Source organism: Pseudomonas shirazensis (genome assembly GCF_050496565.1).
In the GTDB taxonomy this organism is placed as follows: Bacteria; Pseudomonadota; Gammaproteobacteria; order Pseudomonadales; family Pseudomonadaceae; genus Aquipseudomonas; species Aquipseudomonas shirazensis_A.
On the sequence record NZ_JBNWAE010000020.1, the window covers coordinates 76,035 to 97,315 of the forward strand.

Below are 21,281 nucleotides of genomic sequence, written 5' to 3' on the forward strand. Positions count from 1 at the left end.
TGGCCGGCTTTACTTCTTTAACATCTCCAGGTGAACCGACCATGCAGCCTATGCTGACTATCGCCCTGCGCGCTGCCCGCAGCGCCAGTGAACTGATTTTCCGCTCCATCGAACGCCTGGACACCATCAAGGTGGACGAAAAGGACGCCAAGGACTACGTGTCCGAGGTTGACCGCGCTGCCGAGCAGAAAATCGTCGATGCTCTGCGCAAGGCTTACCCGAACCACTCGATCCAGGGTGAAGAGACCGGCTTCCACGCAGGTTCCGGTGAAGAAGGCAAAGACTACCTGTGGATCATCGACCCGCTCGATGGCACCACCAACTTCCTGCGTGGCATTCCACACTTTGCAGTGAGCATCGCCTGCAAATACCGCGGTCGCCTGGAACACGCAGTGGTACTGGATCCGGTTCGCCAGGAAGAGTTCACCGCCAGCCGTGGCCGTGGCGCCCAGATCAACGGCCGCCGCCTGCGCGTCAGCTCGCGCACCAGCCTTGAAGGCGCCCTGCTGGGTACTGGCTTCCCGTTCCGCGACAACCAGATGGCCGACCTCGACAACTACCTGGGCATGATCCGCGCCCTGACTGGCCAGACTGCCGGCATCCGCCGCGCCGGTTCCGCCAGCCTTGACCTGGCCTATGTAGCGGCCGGTCGTTTCGATGCGTTCTGGGAGTCGGGCCTGTCCGAGTGGGACATGGCTGCAGGCGTACTGCTGGTGCAGGAAGCTGGCGGCCTGGTCAGCGACTTCAACGGTGGCCACGAATTCCTCGAGAAAGGCCACATCGTTGCTGGCAATATCAAGTGCTTCAAAGCCGTGCTGACTGCCATCCAGCCGCACGTGCCGCACTCGCTGAAGCGTTGATCGCTGGTCAGCTGTGAAAAAGGAGCACCCCACGGGGTGCTTTTTTTGTGCCCGCAAGAACTACACCGCTCGGCGTAGGAGCGGCCTTGTGTCGCGAAAGGGCTGCGTAGCGGCCCCAGGATTTGCGTAGCACCGCAGAAAGTCGGGGCCGCTTCGCAGCCCTTTCGCGACACAAGGCCGCTCCTACGGGGGCCAGTGTGGCAGTGGGTTTGGCGGAATCTGTTCCGGATGGGATGTGGGCTGTTATCCAAATAGCCTGCCGACTCCTCTACTACAACCGGATGCATTGTATGGCTGATCACACTAAACATTCGTTCACTGCCGTTGTGATGGCGAACGGATGCCCAATCAATACCCTGGAAAGCATCAGCATCGGCCCCGTGATACTGGACAGCCCGGGCAGTACCCCTGCCTATGGGATTGATGGCAGGCGCACCCTTGGCATGTTCAACTGCACCGATGGTGACTGGGCGCACGGTGAAGAGCTGGGCCTAATTACCTTCCAGCAAGGCAGTGCGCCGACCCCCTGGGTGTTTTACTTCCGCCATTTCGAGGAGGGCTATCGGATTTATCTGCGCAGTGGCGAGCATTTTGGCGAAGGGGTGTTCATTGGCCAAGACCGTCAGGTCGAAGTCAGGCCGATTACCTCCAGGGACCCTGCCCTATGGTCACTGGTCGATGCACAGACGGGCGACAAGATCGATATCACGCAACATCAGCCCGACGACCTTGAAGTTCATCTGATCAGTGACGAAGGCTATCCGCTGGAGATTCACGCGATGTACCCCGTGGGCGCCTTCCTGGCCTGTCACGCTACTGCTGGACGCGGCACTCTTAGCCTGACCATCCAGCGTCGTGAGGAGAACTGGTTGAACCCTGCGTGACGCCCTGACTGCGGGGGCGTCCCCGCGAGGCCGCCCCTACAAAGATCACTGCCCAGTCTGAGCCTTGCTCAGCACCAGCTTGCCATTCTCGTCCAGCGGAATGGTCGAACCCGGCTCGTGGTCCATCTTCACTTTGCCGACCTTGTCGCCAATCGAATAGGTGACGTTGTAGCCGACCACTTTCTCGCTCAGGTCATGCACGGTGTTGCAGCGGGTCTGGGTGGTGGTGTAGGTGTCACGCTCTTGCATGCCCTCTTGCACCTTGTTGCCGGCATAGCCGCCGCCGACCGCGCCAGCCACGGTGGCAATCTTCTTGCCGGTGCCGCCGCCAATCTGATTACCGAGCAGGCCACCGGCCAGCGCACCGACCACAGTACCGGCGATCTGATGTTGATCCTTGACCGGCGCCTGGCGCGTCACGGTCACGTCCTTGCACACTTCACGCGGCGTCTTGACCTGCTGCTTGATCGGCTGCACGTCGGTCACCTCGGCGACCTCTGGGCCTTTGTTCACCAAGCTGTAGGTCGCCATTGCGCCTGCGGCAGTTACACCGACGGCACCGAGCACCGCACCCACCAGCATTGATTTATTCACGTGAACCTCCTGATCGTACCAGCGGGCCATAACCCGCGCTTGTCCAGCCTTGGAGCAAAAAAAAAGCCGCGAGTTCAACACTCGCGGCTTTCTTGGCGCCAAACGGCGGCGGCTTGCGGTTATGGACGCTCGTCCACACCCTCGGCCTTGACCGGTGGAATCAGGTCTTCGCTGTTCAGGTTCAGCCAGATCAGTACCACGCTGGCGATGTAGATCGACGAGTAGGTACCAGCCATGACCCCGATGAACAGGGCCAGGGAGAAGCCGAACAGGTTGTCACCCCCGAAGATCAACAGTGCGGCGATGGCCAGCAAGGTCGAAACCGAAGTGGCGATGGTGCGCAGCAGGGTCTGCGTGGTCGAGACGTTGATATTCTCGATCAGCGACGCCTTACGCATGACGCGGAAGTTTTCCCGCACGCGGTCGAATACAACGATGGTGTCGTTCAGCGAGTAACCAATAATCGCCAGCACCGCTGCCAGCACCGTCAAATCGAAGGTGATCTGGAAAAACGAGAGGATACCCACGGTCACGACCACGTCGTGGATCAGCGAGATGATCGCGCCCACGGCGAATTTCCACTGGAAGCGGAAGGCCAGGTAGATGAGTACCCCGCCCAGCGCCAGCAGCATGCCCAGGCCGCCCTGGTCACGCAGTTCTTCACCTACCTGCGGGCCGACGAACTCGACCCGCTTGAGGGTGGCCGGGTTGTCGCCGCCGACTTTCTGCAACGCCGCAGCAACCTTGCTGCCCAGCTGCGGATCGTCGCCCGGCATGCGCACCAGCAGGTCGGTCGTGGCACCGAAGCTCTGCACGATGGCGTCCTCGAAGCCCGACTGAGCGAGCTCGGCGCGGACCAGCTTGAGGTCTGCTGGACGCTCGTAGGTCAGCTCGATGAGCGTACCGCCGGTGAAGTCCAGACCGAAGTTCAAACCCTTCTGCCACCAGCTGAACAACGCCAGGATGGTCAGCAGGACAGTGATGGCGAACGCAACGTTGCGCACGCCCATGAAGTTGATGGTTTTCATGGTTATTCCCTCAAACCCACAGCTTCTTGATGTCACGCCCGCCGCAGGTCAGGTTGACCATTGCGCGGGTCACCATGACGGCGGTGAACATCGAGGTGAAAATCCCGAGGGACATGGTTACCGCGAAGCCTTTGACCGGCCCGGTGCCCATCGCGAACAGGATACCGCCGACCAGCAGGCTGGTCAGGTTGGCGTCGATGATCGCGGTGTAGGCACGGCTGAAGCCTTCGTGGATAGCGCGCTGCACCGACATGCCGTTTTTAAGCTCCTCGCGAATCCGCGAGAAGATCAGCACGTTGGCGTCGACCGCCATACCCATGGTCAGCACGATACCGGCGATGCCTGGCAGGGTCAGGGTGGCACCCAGCAGCGACATCAAGGCCAGCAGCAGGATCATGTTGCCGGTCAGGGCAACGGTCGCGATCACGCCGAAACCACGGTAGATGGCGATGATGAAGATGGACACGAACAGCATGCCCCACAGCGACGCATCGACACCTTTGGTGATGTTGTCGGCACCCAGGCTTGGACCAATGGTGCGCTCTTCAGCGAAGTACATCGGCGCGGCCAGACCACCGGCACGCAGCAGCAGAGCCAGTTCGGACGATTCACCCTGGCCATTGAGGCCGGTGATGCGGAACTGGCTGCCCAGTGGCGATTGAATGGTCGCCAGGCTGATGATCTTTTTCTCTTCCTGGAAGCTCTGTACGGCCACTTCCTTCTCGACGCCGTCGACGGTCTGCTTGACGTAGCGGGTGATCGGCTTCTGCTCGATGAAGATCACTGCCATGCTGCGGCCGACGTTGCTGCGGGTCGCGCGGCTCATCAACTCGCCGCCATGACCATCGAGACGGATGTTGACCTGCGGACGGCCTTGCTCGTCGAAGCTGGCCTGGGCGTCGGTGACCTGGTCACCGGTGATGATCAAACCACGCTCGACCGGCGCCGAACGGCCGCCGTCACGGAATTCGAAGACCTCGGTAGTGGCCTTGGAGGCACCTGGTTCGGCACCGAAGCGGAACTCGAGGTTGGCGGTCTTGCCGAGGATGCGCTTGGCTTCGGCAGTGTCCTGCACGCCGGGCAGCTCGACCACGATACGGTTGGCGCCCTGACGCTGCACCAGCGGCTCGGCCACACCCAGTTCGTTGACCCGGTTACGCACGGTGGTCAGGTTTTGCTTGATCGAATATTCGCGGATCTCGGCAACCTTGGCCGGGGTCAGCGCCAGACGCAGCACGGCGAGCTCATTGCGCTCGGTGGTGGTCAGGTCGAAATCGGTGAAGCTCTTGCGAATCAGGGCACGGGCCTGTTCGCGGGTGGCGTCGTCAGAGAAGCCCAGCACAATGCCGCCATCCTGCTGAGGCAGGCTGCGGTAGCGGATGCGCTCTTTGCGCAACAGGGTCTTCACTTCGCCTTCGTAGACCTTCATGCGCGCGCTCATGGCCTTGTCCATGTCCACTTCGAGCAGGAAGTGCACACCACCGGACAGGTCCAGACCGAGCTTCATCGGGCTTGCACCCAGGTTACGCAGCCACTGCGGAGTAGTCTGAGCCAGGTTCAGGGCCACGACGTAATCATCGCCCAGGGCCTTGCGCACCACATCCTTGGCTGGCAGTTGGTCTTCCTGGTCGGTCAGGCGTACCAAGCCACTGCCCTTCTCGCCCAGGCTAGTGCCCTTCACGGCGATACCCGCCTCGGTCAGCGCCTTGTTGACGCGATCGAGGTCGGCCTGGTTGACCTGCAGCGCCGAGCTGGCACCACTGATCTGTACAGCCGGATCATCCGGATAGAGGTTGGGAGCGGAATAAATGAAACCGATCGCCAGCACCAGCACGATCAGTGCGTATTTCCACAGAGGATATTTGTTCAGCATCACGCCGCCCGTTCAAGACGCGGGGCGCTTTGCGCGCCCCGACTGGAAAAAGTAAAACCGGTACCTCAGATAGCCTTGAGCGTACCTTTAGGCAGGGTCGCAGCCACGGCGCCCTTCTGGAACTTCATCTCGACGGTGTCGGACACTTCCAGTACCACGAAGTCATCGGAAACCTTGACGATCTTGCCGGCGATGCCGCCGTTGGTGACAACTTCGTCACCTTTCTGCAAGTTGCCCAGCAGGTTCTTCTGCTCTTTGGCGCGCTTGGCCTGTGGACGCCAGATCATCAGGTAGAAGATGACCAGGAAGCCGACCAGGAAAATCCATTCGAAACCACCACCCATAGGGCCGGCGGCAGGGGCTGCGGCGTCCGCGTAGGCGGCGGGGATCAAAAAGCTCATGTGACACTCCAGTTGTTATGTTGCAACGTGTTGGGTTGGCAAACGGTTACAGTCAGTCAGTCCAAAGGCGGCACAGCAAGCCCGCGTTTGGCATAGAAGGCGTCGACAAAGGCGGCCAATTTACCTTGTTGAATAGCCTCGCGTAAACCGGCCATCAGGCGCTGGTAATGACGCAAGTTATGGATTGTATTCAACATGCTGCTCAACATTTCGCCGCACTTGTCCAGGTGGTGCAGATAGGCGCGCGAGAAGTTGCTGCAGGTATAGCAATCGCAGGTCGGATCCAGCGGCGAATCATCATGGCGATGGAACGCGTTGCGGATCTTGATCACCCCGGTGTCGATGAACAGATGGCCGTTGCGCGCATTGCGCGTCGGCATCACGCAGTCGAACATGTCGACGCCGCGGCGCACACCCTCCACAAGATCCTCGGGTTTGCCTACCCCCATAAGGTAACGAGGTTTGTCAGCGGGCATCATTGCCGGCAGGTAATCGAGCACCTTGATCATCTCGTGCTTCGGCTCACCGACCGACAGGCCACCAATCGCCAGGCCATCGAAGTCGATGTTGACCAGCGCCTCCAGCGAGCGTTCCCGCAGGTCTTGATACATACCGCCCTGAACGATGCCGAACAGCGCCGCGGTGTTGTCGCCGTGGGCGTTCTTGGAGCGCTGTGCCCAGCGCAGCGACAGCTCCATCGAGGTGCGCGCGACGTCATGCTCGGCCGGGTACGGCGTGCACTCGTCGAAGATCATGACGATGTCCGAGCCCAGATCACGCTGGACCTGCATCGACTCTTCCGGGCCCATGAACACCTTGGAACCATCGACTGGCGAGGCGAAGGTCACGCCCTCTTCCTTGATCTTGCGCATGGCGCCCAGGCTGAACACCTGGAAGCCACCGGAGTCGGTCAGGATCGGGCCTTTCCACTGCATGAAGTCGTGCAGGCCGTTGTGCTTTTTGATCACTTCGGTGCCCGGGCGCAGCCACAGGTGGAAGGTGTTGCCGAGAATGATCTCGGCGCCGGTGGCCTCGATGTCACGCGGCAGCATGCCCTTGACCGTGCCATAGGTGCCCACTGGCATGAACGCCGGGGTCTCGACCGTGCCACGGGGGAAGGTCAGGCGGCCACGACGGGCCTTGCCGTCGGTGGCCAGCAGTTCGAAGGACATACGACAGGTGCGACTCATGCTTGATCCTCGGGGCCGCGCGGCGCCGGATTGCGGGTGATGAACATCGCATCACCGTAACTGAAGAAGCGGTAGCCATGTTCGACCGCAGCGGCATAGGCCGCCATGGTCTCGGGGTAACCGGCGAAGGCCGAGACCAGCATCAGCAGCGTGGACTCCGGCAGATGGAAGTTGGTGACCAGGGCATCGACCACGTGGAACGGCCGGCCCGGGAAGATAAAGATGTCGGTATCGCCGCTGAACGCCTTGAGCTGGCCATCACGCGCAGCGCTCTCCAGCGAGCGCACGCTGGTGGTACCGACAGCAACCACACGGCCGCCACGCGCACGGCAGGCGGCCACGGCATCGACTACCTCCTGGCTGACTTCGAGCCATTCCTTGTGCATATGGTGGTCTTCGATCTTGTCGACCCGCACCGGCTGGAAGGTGCCGGCGCCCACATGCAAGGTAACGAACGCGCTCTCGACGCCCTTGGCTGCGATTTTCTCGAGCAGCGGCTGGTCGAAGTGCAGGCCCGCAGTTGGCGCCGCAACGGCACCTGCGCGCTCGGCATAAACAGTCTGATAGCGCTCACGGTCGGCGCCCTCGTCCGGGCGATCGATATACGGCGGCAGCGGCATATGGCCAACGCGATCGAGCAGCGGCAGCACTTCTTCGTTGAAGCGCAGCTCGAACAGCGTGTCGTGACGGGCGACCATCTCGGCCTCGCCACCACCGTCGATGAGCAACTGCGTACCGACCTTGGGCGCCTTGCTTGCACGCACATGGGCCAGCACCCGGTGGCTGTCGAGCACGCGCTCGACCAGCACTTCGAGCTTGCCGCCGGAGGCTTTTTGGCCAAACAACCGCGCCGGGATCACCCGGGTGTTGTTGAACACCATCAGGTCACCTGGACGTAAGTGTTCGAGCAGGTCGGTGAATTGCTGATGAGCCAGCGCGCCGCTCGGTCCATCAAGAACCAGCAGTCGGCTGCCATGGCGCTCGGCCAGTGGGTGGCGGGCGATCAGGGAATCGGGGAGTTCGAAGGAAAAATCGGCGACGCGCATGATTGTGTTCGGTTCGACAGGGCCGCAAAGTTTAGCCCAACCTGTGAAAATTCTCCATGAAAGCCGATTGACCGACCCGCGGAGCCTCTCTATACTGCCGCCCGACAAGCCCTGATGGCGGAATTGGTAGACGCGGCGGATTCAAAATCCGTTTTCGAAAGGAGTGGGAGTTCGAGTCTCCCTCGGGGCACCAAACGCAACAAGTAGACGACTACCAGCGTCTATGTAACATCCCTGAAGCCCGCTGATTGCGGGCTTTTTAGTTTCTACAGTTTGAGCGTTTTCTCCAGCAAATCGGTGCTCTTTGCTGTGGTGCTCAGTCAGTTATGCCCCCAAGCGCATAAGCACCAGCCGTCAACTGCTCGGTCAGAAACTCAAGGCACACCCTGATCTTTTCCGACTGCGAAGCACGCACCGTCGTGACCGCGGAAATATCCGCAACCTGATGCCAAGCAGGCAGCAGTCGCATGAGCTTGCCCTCGGCGAAACTGGGGGCGACGTCCCATGTGGAGGCCATGATGATGCCTAGCCCCTCATGCGCCCACTCGCGCACGATGTCGCTGTTGTTTGATGCCATAGGCCCGGTCACCTTGACGGTCTCCATGCCACTTGGCCCCTCTAGTCGCCACAAACCAAAACTACTGTCCCTGTCGCGCAGCAGCAGGCAGTCGTGCTGCGCAAGGTCTGCTAACGAAACGGGATGGCCTCGCTCCGCCACATAGCTCGGGGCGGCGCACAGAATCCTCTGGCTGTTGGCGATCTTGTGGGCAATCAGATGCTGCTCGGTCACCTCGCCTACTCGAATATCGATATCGAACTGTTCACCGATCAGGTCCGTGCGCCTGTCCATCAACTCGATCCAGACCTCGAGTTTTGGGTAGAGTTTGCGCAGCAGGCCGAGAATGGGTGCCACGTGGAAACGGCCCAGTCGTTGACTGGTGCTGATCCGCAGGAGGCCTCTGGGCTCGACCCTGTCGCCGTGGGAGGTCTCAAGCATGCCATGGACGTTTTCCAGAATTTGTTTGGCCCAGGCCAGCATCGCCTCGCCCTCACGGGTGATTGTGACGCGGCGGGTCGTGCGGTTGAACAGCTTGCAGTTGAGGCTTTGCTCGAGTGTCACGATGCGCTTGCTGACGTGCGCTGGCGAGATACCCAACTCAGCCCCTGCGCTGACGAAGCTCGAGCACCGGGCGATGGCGGTGAAGAGCAGAAGGTCACGCAGGAATGGGTCATTGTTCAGTAATTGAGAATTCTGATATTCCATTTGAGCCCATTATGACCTTCGCCGGCGATAGTAGGCTGGATCCTAACAGCACCTGATGAGCCAGCGCTGCCCGTCAGGAACACAAAAACAAATCCTGTGAAGATCAAATCATGTCCAGAATCAGAATTGCGGTGGCCGGCGTCGGCATGATCGGTCGCCGCCATATCGAACTCGTGCAAGCGAGCCTGTCTTGTGAGCTGGTTGCCGTTGTTGACCCGATGACGATTCCGGACGATTACCTGACCGCGCTTGGCGTTCCTCAATACGCTGATCTGGCGGCTTTGTTCGACAACATCAAACCGGACGGCGTGATCCTTGCCACGCCCAATGCGCTGCATGTAGCGCAGGCTTTGCAATGCGTCGACGCAGGCGTTGCCGCATTGATCGAAAAACCCGTCGCCCACAGCGTTGCAGAGGGTGAGCGTCTGCTCGCTGCGGCAACCGCAAAGGGTGCGCGTTTGTTGGTCGGGCATCATCGCGCACACAGCCCTGTGCTGGCCAAGGCACGGGAGATCATCGGCGAAGGCGTGCTCGGCGACATTGTTGCCGTGCAGGGCAGCGCACTGTTCTACAAGCCGGATGACTACTTCGACGCGGCCGTATGGCGCCGCCAGGAAGGTGGCGGCCCGATCCTGATCAACATGATTCACGAGATCGGCAACCTGCGTTCGCTGTGCGGAGAGATCGTTGCTGTCCAGGCCATGCAATCGAGTGCCGCGCGAAACTTTCCAGTCGAAGACACGGTGTGTATCGGCCTGCGCTTTGCCAACGGAGCCCTCGGCTCGTTTCTGCTATCTGACTCTGCGGGGTGTGCGCGCAGTTGGGAGCAGACGTCCCAGGAGAACGCGAACTACGCCTCCTACGCCGATGAAGACTGCTACGTCATCAGCGGCAAGAACGGGTCGCTTGCGGTGCCGACAATGCGCCTCAAATACTATGCCCGCGCGGAGGACCGCTCCTGGTTCAAGCCTTTTCAAACGGCGACCGCCGATGTTGATCGTCGGGATCCACTGGAGCTTCAGCTCGAGCACTTCTGCCGGGTTATTCAGGGGCTAGAAGCGCCGTTGGTCACAGTGCGCGATGGCCTCAGAAACCTGATCGTCACTGAGGCCATTGCCGAAGCGGCGAAGACTGGAGCGGTCGTCTGCACCGACACGGTTTGAAAATCAGAAGCTGTACTTGAAGCTCGCCATGAAGTTACGCGGCGCGCCATACACGCTCCAGCTGTCGGCGTAGGCGTAGTAAGACCGATCGAAGACGTTGTTGACGTTGAGCGTGGCGCTGAGATTTTTGCTGATGTCGTAGCGGGCCATCAGGTTGGTCAGGGCGTAGCTGCCTTGCTCGAACGTGCGCAGGTCCATGCCGGTCTTGCTCTGCCAGTTGACGCCGCCACCCACGGTGAGCTTGTCCAGTACACCGCCGAGGCGGTACGTGGTGAAGGTCTTCAAGCTGTGCCGTGGGCTGGTGGTGACGATGCGCTGGTCTTCGGCGTTGGTGCTGACGCTGTAGGCGTAGCCGGCGGAGGACTGCCAGCCTTCGCTCAGTTCACCGTTGAGCTCCAGTTCGACGCCTTTGGTGGTCGTGCCTTGTTCTGCCCGGTACACATCCGGCGCGCGAACATACACCGCGAGGTTGTCCTGATCGATCTTGAACAGCGCCAGGCTGGCGTTGAGCCGGTCCTCATTGAAGCTGCCTTTGACGCCGACTTCGTAGCCAGTGCCCTCCTGCGGATCGAGCGGTTTGTTGTTCGCATCCTTGATGCCATAGGCCTGCGGGTTGAAGATCTTGGTGTAGCTGGCGTACACCGACCAGGTGCTGTTCAGGTCATATACGACACCGGCGTAAGGCAGGAAGACGCCATTGCGGGTTTCGGTGCTCTCGGCATTCTGCGTGGCATCGCTGTAGCTGAGCACCTCGTTGCTGCGCTTCCAGTCGGTAACCCGGCCGCCCAGGATGACCGCTGTGTCGTCAGTCACGTGCAGGCGCGAGGTGAGGTAGGCCGCGTACTGGTTTTCCTCGATGTGGGTCTTGCCCACGGTGGTGGTGTCGGGGCGATTGGCGCCGCTGCCGTTCCAGTGGTAGATATTCGGCACGGTGCCATCGTAGCCGGTCCACGGGCCGAACCAGCCACCGTGGCTCGGGGTGTTTTCGTGGTACTGGGACATGGTCACACCGGCAATCAGTTCATGCTCGCGGCCAAGCAGGTTGAACGGGCCGGTGAGGTAGGCATCGAGGTTGTTCTGCCGCGGCGTGCCGGACCAGCGATTCGGGTACAGGTAAGCGCCCGCGCCGGAGGCCTGGTCGATATCGCCGTTCATGTAATTGATCAGCTCGTCGAACTGGTTCTCGGTGTGACTGATCTCGACCTTGCCGCTCCAGCCATTGTCGAACTGATGTTCGATGGAGGTGAAGACGTTGGTTTGTTTGCGGTCATTATATGCCCAGTCCGGCGCGCTGTTGGCCGAACGACTGAAGTCGGTGCGGTTGCCGTTGCTGTAGAACATCTGAAAGCCGGTGCGCAGCGGGTCATTGACCTGGTTGTTGATGTAGCTGAAACCTGCGGTGAGCATGGTTGCATCGCTGAGGTCGAACTCGGTGATGGCGTAGACCAGCTGCGAGTCGTTATCGACCCGGTCGACCCAGGAATTCTGCGTCTTGTAGTCCACCACCAGACGCCCACGGACGTTGCCGCTGTCGTTGAGCGGGCCGGAAACGTCAAAGCCTGTGCCGTAGCGATCCCAGCTGCCGGCTTCGCCGGTGATGCTGGCCTGAACATCCGCAGTGGGGCGTTTGCGGATCAGGTTGATGGTCGCCGACGGCGTACCCGAGCCGCTGATCAGGCCAGTGGCGCCACGCACCACTTCCACACGGTCGTACATCGCGGTGTTCTGGGTGGTGACATCCAGCCGCGAAGACGTGGGCACACCGTCGATTTCGAAGTTGTTGATCTGGAAACCGCGGGACCAGTAGGTATCGTTCTCGGCCCCTACGCCGACCCGCAGTACAGTGATGCCGGGGGTCGCTTCGAGCACTTCGGTCAGGTTGGCGAGTTTCTGATCATCGAGCCGTTGTCGGGTTATCACGGTGACCGACTGCGGGGTTTCCTTCTGCGTCAGGTTCAGCCGCGTCGAGCTGCTCGATGAAAGTGCGGTGTACAAGCCCGAACCTTCGCTGGTCGCCCCCGGCGCCATGCCGGAAATCGATATGGCGCCCAGTTCCAGAGCGCCGGCCACCGTTGGCTGCAGCTGATAACGGCGCTCGCCGGTCTGCACCACGCTCAACTCACTGCCTGCCAACAAGGCCTGCAAAGCCTGGTCCACGGTGTAGCTGCCATGCAGCGCCGGGCCGCTCTTGCCGGCGACCAGCGCAGCATCGCCGGCCAGGTAGATCCCGCTCTGGGCGGCGAGCTGGTTGAGTTGCTCGCCGAGGGCGCCGGCGGCCAGATCCAAGCGCAGCGTGCTTGCCTGGTCAGCAGCGGTCGCCAGTGATGTCACGCTCAGGCTGGCCGGTAGGGCCAAGGCCAACGTGAAGGTCAACCTCAGGGATTGTGGTGAGTTGCGCAGGAAAGTGAGCATAAACAGTTCCGGTCGAAGGCGGCATCAAGCCGTGGTCCCTCTCTAATTCGAATGAAAATTCAAAACCGGAAGCAGGCTGGCAAAAAATATCAACGCGCAACCACCGTCACCCACCAGGCAAATCGGCGCTCGATGCGCACGGGTAGGACCTGCTCGAGCATTGCCAGCACCTGATCGGTGTCGTGCAACGGGTAGAGCCCCATCACGCGCAGGTTGGAGACCTGCGGGTCGATCCCGAGATGGCCCTGGCGGTAGCTGGCCAACTCATCGATGAAGTCGCCCAGGCGCATGTCGTTGGCCATCAGCACCCCGTTTATCCACGCTTCGCGCCCTGGCTGGGCAGGCTGTAGCGCGGACAGGCTGCGACGGTCGAAGCTTATGCCCTGCCCTGCTGGCACGATGCGGGTTTGCTGGCTATCGGCACAGCTTGCCTGGACGCTGCCTTGATAGACGTTGAGCAAGGTCCGATCGCCTTGTTCGCGTACGCTGAAGCGCGTGCCGATCGGACGTAGCTGTCCTTGCGGGGTATCCACTACGAAAGGGCGCCGGTCGTTGCCGGTGTTGATCAGGACTTCGCCACGATAAAGCTTGAGCTCGCGCTGGTCGTTGCTGAAGTTCACATCCAGTGCCGTGCCGCTGTTGAGCCACAAGCGGGTGCCATCGGCCAGAACCTGCTCGCCCAGAGGCGAGGTGTCGGTAGAGAAGTCGCTGCTCCAGCGTCCGGGCAGCCAACGCTGCTGCCAACTGCCCCAGCCCAGAACGGCGCACCCCAGCAATACCGACAAGCCGCGCAGTGCCTGCCGGCGCGAGCGCTGGGACTGGCGTAACGTTTCCAGCGTTCGGCTGGCAGCGGGGATATCTTCCTGCAGCGGCGCAAAGCGCTGCCCTACCCGTTCGACGTAACGCCAGGCCAGGCGATTGAGCTCACTGTGGGCATGCCACTGGCGCCATGCCTCCTGCAGCGGCAAGGCATTGGGCTCAGCGCTCAGCCGCGCGAACCAGTCGGCGGCTTGTTGCAGGGTGGCACGGTCAAGGCTGCCACGATTGCTGCTCATGAAAGGGCGCCGTCCAGCTCAGCTTCCAGCACCATGCACTGGAACATGGCCTGGGCGATGTAGTTGGTAACGGTGCGCTCGCTGACGCCAATGCGCAGGGCGATTTCGCGGTAGTTCAGCCCTTCGATCTGAGCCAGGCAAAACGCTTGCGACACTTTGGCCGGCAGGCGATCAAGCATGGCCTGCAGATGCATCAGCGCTTCCAGCACCAGGGCGCGGTGTTCTTCGCAAGGCGCGAATTCCTCGGGCCGACTGGCCAATGCCTCCAGCCAGGCCTGCTCAACCTGCTTGCGCCGGAAGAAATCCACGCACACATTGCGCGACAGAGTGCCCAGATAAGCACGCGCATGTTCGTCGCTGTCAAACTCGCGAGGCTGGCGTAACAAGCGCACAAACACATCGTGGGCGAGTTCTGCGGCGTCACTGAAATTGCCGAGTTTTCGTGCCAGCCAGCGCTGTATCCAGCCGTGATGGGCGGCATACAAACTTGCAACGCTGTAAGGCGCAGCAGCTAGGTCAGTTGGATAAGACATCGCAAACGCTTACGAATAGGAATTATTAACAATATTAGTAGGGAAACACTCATTCCACAATGGGGGAAGGCACAGGCGATCCGGATTCACCCCTGAGAACACGCGCATGAGCACTGACTTCTTCTCATCGATCAAGGAATCAGTTGTCTGCTTCCACTGTTTAGCGAAAATACCCCGCTTGGGTATTTACTCTGGAAGAGTGATATCCAAGCGGGGCATTTTTTACAGCAGGAACTACCGGCGTGGCAAAAGCTGCCAGCTCACTGAATGATCAGAAATCCACCGAAGCGCTGACCGAAAGCGTACGTGGTGCGCCCAGGACCAGATAGTTCGAGCCTGGGTAGCCGCCCGTTGAAGCCCAGTAGTCGCGACCTGCCACGTTATCCAGCCGTGCGCGCAAGGTCACGTCCTTGTCATCGAGCTTGAAGCCATATCGCGCACCTAGGTCAAGCCTGGTCCAGGAAGGGATCTCGAGACTGTTGGCATTGTTTACGTACTGACTGCTGGTATAGATAACGCGGCTTGTAAGGGTCAGACCTTCTACACCGGGCACGTCCCATTCGCCGCCGATGTTGGCTTGAACCTTCGGCACGCCGATAGGATCATTGCCATCGTTTTCGCCGTACTGAGTTTTGCTCAGCTCTGCGTCCAGCAGCGTTACACCACCTAGCAGGCGGACACCTTGGGTTGGTTCGCCAAACAGCGACAACTCGACACCGCGGTTGCGTTGCTCGCCGCCGTCTTTGAACACCTGGTTCTCGACAATGCCTACCGGCTTGCGCGTCTCGAACACTGCCAGGCTGCCACCAAGGGTACCGCCGTCGTATTTCAGGCCGAGCTCGGTCTGTTTGGCAACATAGGGGGCAAGCGACTCACCAGCGTTCAGAACCGGAGCAGTGGAGCCGTCTGGCAGGGTTGTGGTGGCGCCGGCCGTGTCGCCTTTGGTCAAGCCTTCGATGTAGTTGGCATAGATCGAGAACTGCTCGTTGAACTGATACACCGCGCCTGCAACCGGGGTGGTCTCATAGCGGTTGTACTTCGACGTTTTATCACCGCTGTTGTAGTCATAGCCCGTTACGTCCATACCCTGACGGCGAGCACCAAGCGTGACCAGCAATTGATCATCGAAGAAGCCCAGCGTGTCGGCGATGGCCAGGCTTTGGGTGTGCGTGCGGGCGGTGATGTGTGGATCGGACATGGAACCGCTGAAGCTCACATTATCCGGTTTCGCGAAGTCAACGGGGTTGTAAAGATCACCAGCAAACCCGCCGAAGTTGCCCGCCCATGCGTTTCGATCCTTGCTGTCGAACATCGACCCCGACACTACCCATTGATGGGACACCGGGCCGGTCTGCAGGTTGAAGCGCATGCCTACTTCGCCGGTGGTGATGGTTTCTTCGCGGTAGTTGTCGAAACGGTTGGAAGTGGTTACACCCGCGGCGTTGGAAGAAGGGTTGGCGAGTACGTTCTTCTCCTCGCCTTTGCGCATACCAATGGCCGCCCAGGTGGTAACGGTGTCGCTCAGGTCGTACTCCGCACGAAAGGTACCGAACGTCTGCTTCTCTTTGGAATAGGTCCACGACTGCCCATAGTTTTTGTCGGCATCGGGCGGGCTGGGCACCCTGCCGGTCGGCGTGACGCTGGGCAGTGGGTTGTCGATGAAATGGTATTGATGGCCTACATCAGCGGACAAGCGCAGGCGCTCCCCTTGATAGTCCAGGCCCAGAGCGAACATGTCCAGGCTACGGTCCTGTTCTTCAACAGCGGTCTCGCCGCCACGCTTGGCGACGTTGACGCGCACGCCAAAGCGATCTTCCTCGCCAAAGCGTCGTGCCACGTCCGCCGAAACGGTACCAAAGCCCCTGTTCTCGGCCCCCACAGTCAGGCGAGTGAGCGGCTCATTGGGTGCGCGCTTGGGCAGAATGTTGATCGCACCGCCGATCCCGGTGCCACCCGGCGCTGCACCGTTGAGAAAGGCGTTGGCACCGCGGAATACTTCCACCCGTTCGATGAACTCAGCAGCGACATACTGGCGTGGCAGCAGCCCGTACAAGCCGTTGTAGGCGATGTCGTCTGAATACAGCGGGAAGCCGCGCATTACGTACAGTTCCTGGAAGTTGCCGAAACCGCGGGCGACGCGCACAGAAGGGTCGTTCTGCAGAATGTCGGCGACACTTTGCGCTTGCTGATCCTGAATCAGCTGATTGGTATAGGACGTGGAGGTGAATGGCGTACTCATGTAGTCCTTGTTGCCAAGGATGCCTACACGCCCGCCGCGGGCTACCTGACCGCCCTCGTACTCGAGTACCAGACCTTCGCGCGAGGCGTCGGCGCTTGCCGAGATCGCGGTTTCCTCAAGTTCCAGCACGGCGCCGGGGCTGGCGCTTGCCGGCTGTGGGCTCTCCAGCGTGGTCTGCGCCAAGGCGAATGGCGCTGTCATGCTCGCGAACAGCCCAATGGGCAGCCACATTGAACTGAACGCGTTTCTGCGGGAGAAATGTTGAATAGGCATGAGCGGACCTGCTGGTCGTGGTGGGAGAGATGGGCCACGACACTGTAGCAAATAGGAATCATTGCCTGTAATACTTTGATTATCACTCATGCCGGAACATTTGTTGCCCCCCGTTTTACGGCTCGCTTCGCCGCCGTCTTCGCCCCTTCCACCACCTCAACGCTCACGCAACACCCTGCCGCTCAAAAATCCCACTTGGTGCTGAGCATGAGGTTGCGCGGCTCGCCGTAATAGCTGGTGTCAAAGTTGCCCAGGCCGCTGAGGTAACGCTTGTCGAACACGTTGTTGGCGTTGACGGTGAAGCTGAGGTGCTCGTTGTACTGATAGCGGGTCATCAGGTCCACCAGGGTCATGCCGCCCTGCTTGATGCGGGTGTAGTCGCCGACGGTGCTGCTGTAGATCTGCCCGTAGAAGCCGCTTTGGTAGCTGATGCCGCCGCCAACGGTAACGTCCTCCAGCACACCAGGCAGGCGATAGCTGGTGAACAGCCGTACGACATGTTCAGGCTTGGTGGTGGTCAGTGGATAGCCGTAGATGCGTTGCTGGTCGGCATCCCGGGTACGGGCGTAGGTATAGCCAGCAGACAGGTTCCAGCCTGTCGTCAGCTCGCCGGCCAGCTCCAGTTCGACACCCTTGGTGGTTGCACCATCGATGGCGCGGTAGATGCCCTCGTTGGTGACCGGGTTGGTGCCGATGGACTCGGCGACATTGTCCTGCTCGATGCGGAACAACGCCAGGCTGGCATTGAGTCTGCCGTCGAGATAGGCCGCTTTCAGGCCGGTTTCGTAGCTGTTGCCCTGAACCGGATCGAGGGTCGAGCCATTGGCGTCCTTGGCGACCTGTGGCTGATAGATCGAGGTGTAGCTGGCATACACCGAGTACACGTCGTCGAGGTCGTAGATCACCCCGGCGTAGGGTGTCACCACGCCGTGCTGCTGGTAGGCCGACTGCGTGTCGTCAAGGCTGCTGTTGGCGTTGTAGCTGTAGTTTTCGTTGTACTTGAAGGTACTCACGCGGCCGCCGAGGATAACTGACAGATCATCGGTCGGGCGCAGGCGAGTTGCCAGGTAGACGCCATTCTGGCTCTGAGTGCGCTGGTACTTGCCGTTTTTTGGAAAGTCTTGCTTGGGGAGATGGCCGTCCCACTTGAAGATGCTGCCCGGTACCATGCTGAATGCCGAGCTGTCGTAGGTAGCGCCGGTCTGGCGCGAGTGCGATGCGGCGAACCCGGCCACCAACTCATGCTCCCGCCCACCCAGGGTGAAGGGGCCAGAAACGTTGATGTCGGCTGAGTTCTGCACTCGATGCCCTTCCCAGCGTCCCCAGTAGAGGAACATGCCTTCGCCGGTGACGGGGTCTGGATTACCACCGCTGGCCGACGCCAGACGGGTGTCGTGGTCAGTGGTGCGCTGCTCGAGGCTGACTTTGAGCTTCCAGTCGTTGACCAGTGTCTGCTCCAGGTTGGCGAAGTAGGTCAGCGAATCGAAATCGCGCCGGCTCCAATCTGCACCTGGGTTGAAACTACGGGAGAAATCGGTGCGGCTGCCGTCGGCGTAATACACCGGGTTGCCGGTCCAGGTCGAACCACGAGGGGTCACCTGTTGCTGGTCGATGCCGAAGGTGACGGTGGTGTCGGGCGACAGGTCGGCCTCGAGCACGCCGTAGAAGACATTTTTCTTCTGCGAGTAATGATCCTGATACGACTTGCGGTCTTGATACGCTGCGACCAGACGGCCACGAACGTTGCCATCGGGGTCAAGGGGCCCGGAAAGATCCGCCTCGCTGCGGTAGTTATCCCAGCTGCCGGCACTGGCACTCAGCGATGCCTTGAAGTCGTGGGTGGGCTTTTTGCGTACCAGGTTGACGGTGGCTGACGGGTCGCCGGAGCCGGTCATCAGGCCAGTGGCACCCTTGATGACTTCAACGCGGTCGATTGTCGCCATGTCGACATGGGTGGTGCCTTCGTCATAGACACCGTCGTAGATGGTGTTGATGCCGTCGTACTGATAGTTGGTGATGGCAAAACCACGGGCCGAGTACTCCATGCGCTCACTGTCGTAAGCCTGGCGGGAGACGCCCGGTGTGTTGCGTAGAACGTCGCCAATATCCAGGGCGCCGTGATCGTCGATCTGCTGGCGAGTCACGACGGTGACCGACTGCGGCGTCTCGCGCAGGGTCAGCGGCAGCTTGGTCGCAGTGGTCGTGGCGCCGGTAGTGTAGGCCCCGGTGCCTTCGGTGGTCAGGCCCAGCGCCATGCCGGAAATGGACGTGGGTTGCAGCTGGATCGACGAAGAGTCGCTGGCGCGCATGAACAAATAGCGGCCGTCGGCCTGGCGGACGACCACTACCTGCGTACCCTGCAGCAGGGTCTGCAAGGCGCTTTCAGCTGTGTATTCACCTTGCACGGGCGAGCTGGTCTGGCCGCTTGCCAACTCTTCAGGAAACGACAGCAGCAATTGCGCCTGTTGCCCCAATTGATTAAGGGCAGTCGCCAGCGGTGCGGCCGGGATATCGTAATGGCGCACGGTAGTGTCGGCAGCAATGGCCCAGCAGGGCATCAGAGCGCTGCAGGCCAGGGCAAGTGGGCGCAGCGCGCAAACTGTCGAGGGTGCGTGGAGGGACGATCGATTGCTGTAGTGCATGACGGGCCGTTTCCTGTAAATGCGGATCTCTGGCCTATGAGTCTCGCCAGAAATCGAAACAGCTCATCGAAATGAAAAATAGTCAGACATTGTTTGCAGGCGCGCGCAGGTTGACCCATAGCCTGGTGAAGCGCTGGACATCCAGGTTGAGCGTCGTCGCTACCGCTTCGATGATCTGCTCACTGTCGGCCAGGGGGTAGGTTCCCCATACTGGCAGTTTGGCCAAAGATGGATCGCAGCCCAGGTGGCCCCGCCGGTAACGTGCAAGCTCGTTGAGGAAGGCTTGGAGTGCTTGGCCATGGGCGACGATCATGCCCTGCGACCAGGCTGCAATAGACGGCTGCAGGGTTTGCCGTTCAAGCATCGCCCGTGGGCCGAACCGCGCCTGCTCTCCCTCTTTCAGCTCGACAGTTGCTGTCGTGTAGGGCGAGGCGATTTGCAGAGTGCCGTTCAATACCGCCAGTTGCGTTGTGCCATTGGTCATCAGCCTGGCGCTGAAGCGCGCGCGGGTCGTGCTGGCGTTTAATTGCTCAATGCGCAACAGCAGTGGCACAGGGGCGCTGGTGTCGATAAGCACTTCACCATCGAGCAGATCGATATGCCATCGATGATCAATACGACGGGCGTTGAGCGCGCTGCGGGTGTTGAGCACTACCTCAAGCTGACTGCTCAGGGTTACTCGCTGCTGCTCGCCGATGCCGGTGCTGTAGTCGGCCCGGAGTTGTTGCACCAGCGCGGTATTGCGGGTACTCCAGGCGCCGCAGCCAGCGACCAGTAACAGTGCCATACCGGTGATGGCCCGACGTCTGTTGATAGCGTTGCCAGCAGGTGCCAATAGCGCTCGCTTGGCCAGCGTCACATCCCCTGCGTGGCGAAACTCACCCATCTTGGCGGCAAGCGCTTGAGCGCGTTGCCAGGCGACTTCATGTGCGTGGCTGGTGCTGCGCCAATGCTCGAAGGCGCTCAGGGTGGGGGCGTCGACAGGGGTGTCCTGCATTTCCAGCCACCACTGCATGGCCTGCTCGCAGACTTCAAGTGACAAGGGCGTCTCGAGGCCTGGTGCGGCCATCCCGGTTCGGCTCATTGCCAGCCCGTCGCGGGGGAAGCGATCAACAGGCAACGAGCTCCAGCTTTCACGATATGGCGTTTGACCGTGGCTATCGATATCTGCAGGCGCTCGGCAATATCAGCATGGGACATGCCGTCCAGTTGCGACCAGAGAAAGGCTTGCCTGACCGGTATTGCCAGCTCAGCCAGGGCTTCATCCAGCTGTACCAGCGTCTCGAACAGAATCAGCTGTGTTGCCAGGTCCGGCCCGATCAGCTCTGGGTCTGCCTGCAAGGTCTCAAGGTAGGCTTTTTCCAGGCGCGCGCGGCGGTAATGGTTCGACAGCACACTGCGCGCGACCTTGGCCAGAAATGGGCGCGGCTGACGAATCTCGAATGCTTCACGGCTGGTGAGCAGACGCATGAAGGTATCTTGCATAAGGTCAGCGGCGCGGTGCGAGCAGTCCAGCTGCAGGCTCAGCCAGCGGCGTAACCAGCGGTGCTGCTGCTCATATAACTGGGTGAGTTGGGCGGAATCTACAGAGGGCATGGGCAGATGGACATGTAAGTCATGAATGAGACTTAATATCATAAACGAGCGGTGGTGTGGGTCGGTATTTGCATTTGGGGTTTTGCAGGGAGATTGCTGGGGCCGCGTTGCGGCCCTTTCCGACCGGTCCGGCGCCCCGGCAAGGCCGCTCCTAACAGTACGTTACGCGGTCGGCGTAGGAGCGGCCTTGTGTCGCGAAAGGGGCGCAACGCGCCCCCGCTTTTAAAT

At 60.6% G+C, this 21,281-nt stretch carries 17 protein-coding genes and 1 tRNA gene; 4 read left to right on the plus strand and 14 right to left on the minus strand.

Annotated features, from left to right (window positions below; translation table 11 throughout):
- Positions 1-41: 41 nt before the first annotated feature.
- Both suhB and ACQZ2L_RS22615 read left to right on the plus strand, forming a co-directional pair.
- On the plus strand, positions 42-860 hold the full coding sequence (suhB, locus tag ACQZ2L_RS22610; protein ID WP_430327934.1) for an inositol-phosphate phosphatase: 819 nt from the start codon (positions 42-44) through the stop codon (positions 858-860).
- Positions 861-1,303: 443 nt separating this feature from the next.
- Entirely contained in the window at positions 1,304-1,744 is a 441-nt protein-coding gene (locus ACQZ2L_RS22615; protein ID WP_430327935.1) for a hypothetical protein, read from the plus strand.
- A gap of 45 nt (positions 1,745-1,789) precedes the next feature.
- Here the strand turns inward: ACQZ2L_RS22615 and ACQZ2L_RS22620 are convergent, their stop codons facing one another.
- The 6 genes from ACQZ2L_RS22620 to queA form a co-directional block, all read right to left on the minus strand.
- Entirely contained in the window at positions 1,790-2,338 is a 549-nt protein-coding gene (locus ACQZ2L_RS22620) for a glycine zipper 2TM domain-containing protein (protein WP_430327936.1), read from the minus strand.
- Positions 2,339-2,457: 119 nt separating this feature from the next.
- Positions 2,458-3,366 carry a protein translocase subunit SecF gene (secF, locus tag ACQZ2L_RS22625; RefSeq protein ID WP_430327937.1) on the minus strand — a complete coding sequence of 303 codons (909 nt, stop codon included), beginning with the start codon at positions 3,364-3,366 and terminating at the stop codon, positions 2,458-2,460.
- Positions 3,367-3,376: 10 nt separating this feature from the next.
- Positions 3,377-5,239, minus strand: coding sequence for a protein translocase subunit SecD (gene secD / locus ACQZ2L_RS22630; protein ID WP_430327938.1), 1,863 nt, complete (start codon positions 5,237-5,239; stop codon positions 3,377-3,379).
- A 65-nt stretch (positions 5,240-5,304) separates the two neighbouring features.
- Positions 5,305-5,640: a preprotein translocase subunit YajC gene (gene yajC / locus ACQZ2L_RS22635; RefSeq protein WP_103436107.1), complete on the minus strand. Its 336-nt coding sequence runs from the start codon at positions 5,638-5,640 to the stop codon at positions 5,305-5,307.
- A gap of 56 nt (positions 5,641-5,696) precedes the next feature.
- The gene (gene tgt / locus ACQZ2L_RS22640; RefSeq protein ID WP_430327948.1) at positions 5,697-6,812 is read right to left on the minus strand and encodes a tRNA guanosine(34) transglycosylase Tgt; all 1,116 of its coding nucleotides are present in this window, start codon (positions 6,810-6,812) and stop codon (positions 5,697-5,699) included.
- A 14-nt stretch (positions 6,813-6,826) separates the two neighbouring features.
- Positions 6,827-7,876, minus strand: coding sequence for a tRNA preQ1(34) S-adenosylmethionine ribosyltransferase-isomerase QueA (queA, locus tag ACQZ2L_RS22645; RefSeq protein ID WP_314877958.1), 1,050 nt, complete (start codon positions 7,874-7,876; stop codon positions 6,827-6,829).
- 108 nt (positions 7,877-7,984) lie between these two features.
- On the opposite strand from queA, the gene ACQZ2L_RS22650 reads away from it, so the two are divergent.
- Positions 7,985-8,069 (plus strand) — tRNA-Leu (locus tag ACQZ2L_RS22650).
- 123 nt (positions 8,070-8,192) lie between these two features.
- Here ACQZ2L_RS22650 and ACQZ2L_RS22655 read toward each other — a convergent pair.
- Positions 8,193-9,140: a LysR substrate-binding domain-containing protein gene (locus tag ACQZ2L_RS22655; RefSeq protein ID WP_430327939.1), complete on the minus strand. Its 948-nt coding sequence runs from the start codon at positions 9,138-9,140 to the stop codon at positions 8,193-8,195.
- Positions 9,141-9,250: 110 nt separating this feature from the next.
- On the opposite strand from ACQZ2L_RS22655, the gene ACQZ2L_RS22660 reads away from it, so the two are divergent.
- Positions 9,251-10,303: a Gfo/Idh/MocA family protein gene (locus ACQZ2L_RS22660; RefSeq protein ID WP_430327940.1), complete on the plus strand. Its 1,053-nt coding sequence runs from the start codon at positions 9,251-9,253 to the stop codon at positions 10,301-10,303.
- Positions 10,304-10,306: 3 nt separating this feature from the next.
- Here ACQZ2L_RS22660 and ACQZ2L_RS22665 read toward each other — a convergent pair whose 3' ends face one another.
- From ACQZ2L_RS22665 to ACQZ2L_RS22695, 7 genes are all read right to left on the minus strand, one after another.
- A complete protein-coding gene (locus tag ACQZ2L_RS22665) occupies positions 10,307-12,715 on the minus strand; it encodes a TonB-dependent siderophore receptor (RefSeq protein ID WP_430327941.1) in 2,409 nt (802 codons plus the stop codon).
- Between the two features lie 89 nt (positions 12,716-12,804).
- Positions 12,805-13,770: a FecR domain-containing protein gene (locus ACQZ2L_RS22670; RefSeq protein WP_430327942.1), complete on the minus strand. Its 966-nt coding sequence runs from the start codon at positions 13,768-13,770 to the stop codon at positions 12,805-12,807.
- Complete coding sequence (locus ACQZ2L_RS22675) at positions 13,767-14,303, minus strand: sigma-70 family RNA polymerase sigma factor (RefSeq protein WP_430327943.1); 537 nt, start codon at positions 14,301-14,303, stop codon at positions 13,767-13,769. The genes ACQZ2L_RS22670 and ACQZ2L_RS22675 overlap by 4 nt, the downstream gene beginning before the upstream one ends.
- A gap of 271 nt (positions 14,304-14,574) precedes the next feature.
- The gene (locus ACQZ2L_RS22680; RefSeq protein WP_430327944.1) at positions 14,575-16,815 is read right to left on the minus strand and encodes a TonB-dependent receptor; all 2,241 of its coding nucleotides are present in this window, start codon (positions 16,813-16,815) and stop codon (positions 14,575-14,577) included.
- Positions 16,816-16,997: 182 nt separating this feature from the next.
- The gene (locus ACQZ2L_RS22685) at positions 16,998-19,457 is read right to left on the minus strand and encodes a TonB-dependent siderophore receptor (protein WP_430327945.1); all 2,460 of its coding nucleotides are present in this window, start codon (positions 19,455-19,457) and stop codon (positions 16,998-17,000) included.
- Positions 19,458-19,539: 82 nt separating this feature from the next.
- Entirely contained in the window at positions 19,540-20,526 is a 987-nt protein-coding gene (locus ACQZ2L_RS22690) for a DUF4880 domain-containing protein (protein WP_430327946.1), read from the minus strand.
- A gap of 11 nt (positions 20,527-20,537) precedes the next feature.
- Positions 20,538-21,053, minus strand: a complete 516-nt coding sequence (locus ACQZ2L_RS22695; protein WP_430327947.1) for a sigma-70 family RNA polymerase sigma factor — start codon at positions 21,051-21,053, stop codon at positions 20,538-20,540.
- Positions 21,054-21,281 lie beyond the last annotated feature (228 nt).

Bases quoted from the DNA above. Each gene is read 5' to 3' on its own strand.
- ACQZ2L_RS22690 (WP_430327946.1), bottom strand. From the start codon at position 20,526: ATGGCCGCACCAGGCCTCGAGACGCCCTTGTCACTTGAAGTCTGCGAG.
- suhB (WP_430327934.1), top strand. From the start codon at position 42: ATGCAGCCTATGCTGACTATCGCCCTGCGCGCTGCCCGCAGCGCCAGT.
- ACQZ2L_RS22685 (WP_430327945.1), bottom strand. From the start codon at position 19,457: ATGCACTACAGCAATCGATCGTCCCTCCACGCACCCTCGACAGTTTGC.
- ACQZ2L_RS22665 (WP_430327941.1), bottom strand. From the start codon at position 12,715: ATGCTCACTTTCCTGCGCAACTCACCACAATCCCTGAGGTTGACCTTC.
- ACQZ2L_RS22660 (WP_430327940.1), top strand. From the start codon at position 9,251: ATGTCCAGAATCAGAATTGCGGTGGCCGGCGTCGGCATGATCGGTCGC.
- secF (WP_430327937.1), bottom strand. From the start codon at position 3,366: ATGAAAACCATCAACTTCATGGGCGTGCGCAACGTTGCGTTCGCCATC.
- yajC (WP_103436107.1), bottom strand. From the start codon at position 5,640: ATGAGCTTTTTGATCCCCGCCGCCTACGCGGACGCCGCAGCCCCTGCC.
- ACQZ2L_RS22655 (WP_430327939.1), bottom strand. From the start codon at position 9,140: ATGGAATATCAGAATTCTCAATTACTGAACAATGACCCATTCCTGCGT.
- secD (WP_430327938.1), bottom strand. From the start codon at position 5,239: ATGCTGAACAAATATCCTCTGTGGAAATACGCACTGATCGTGCTGGTG.
- ACQZ2L_RS22695 (WP_430327947.1), bottom strand. From the start codon at position 21,053: ATGCCCTCTGTAGATTCCGCCCAACTCACCCAGTTATATGAGCAGCAG.
- tgt (WP_430327948.1), bottom strand. From the start codon at position 6,812: ATGTCCTTCGAACTGCTGGCCACCGACGGCAAGGCCCGTCGTGGCCGC.
- ACQZ2L_RS22670 (WP_430327942.1), bottom strand. From the start codon at position 13,770: ATGAGCAGCAATCGTGGCAGCCTTGACCGTGCCACCCTGCAACAAGCC.
- ACQZ2L_RS22675 (WP_430327943.1), bottom strand. From the start codon at position 14,303: ATGTCTTATCCAACTGACCTAGCTGCTGCGCCTTACAGCGTTGCAAGT.
- ACQZ2L_RS22680 (WP_430327944.1), bottom strand. From the start codon at position 16,815: ATGCCTATTCAACATTTCTCCCGCAGAAACGCGTTCAGTTCAATGTGG.
- queA (WP_314877958.1), bottom strand. From the start codon at position 7,876: ATGCGCGTCGCCGATTTTTCCTTCGAACTCCCCGATTCCCTGATCGCC.
- ACQZ2L_RS22615 (WP_430327935.1), top strand. From the start codon at position 1,304: ATGTTCAACTGCACCGATGGTGACTGGGCGCACGGTGAAGAGCTGGGC.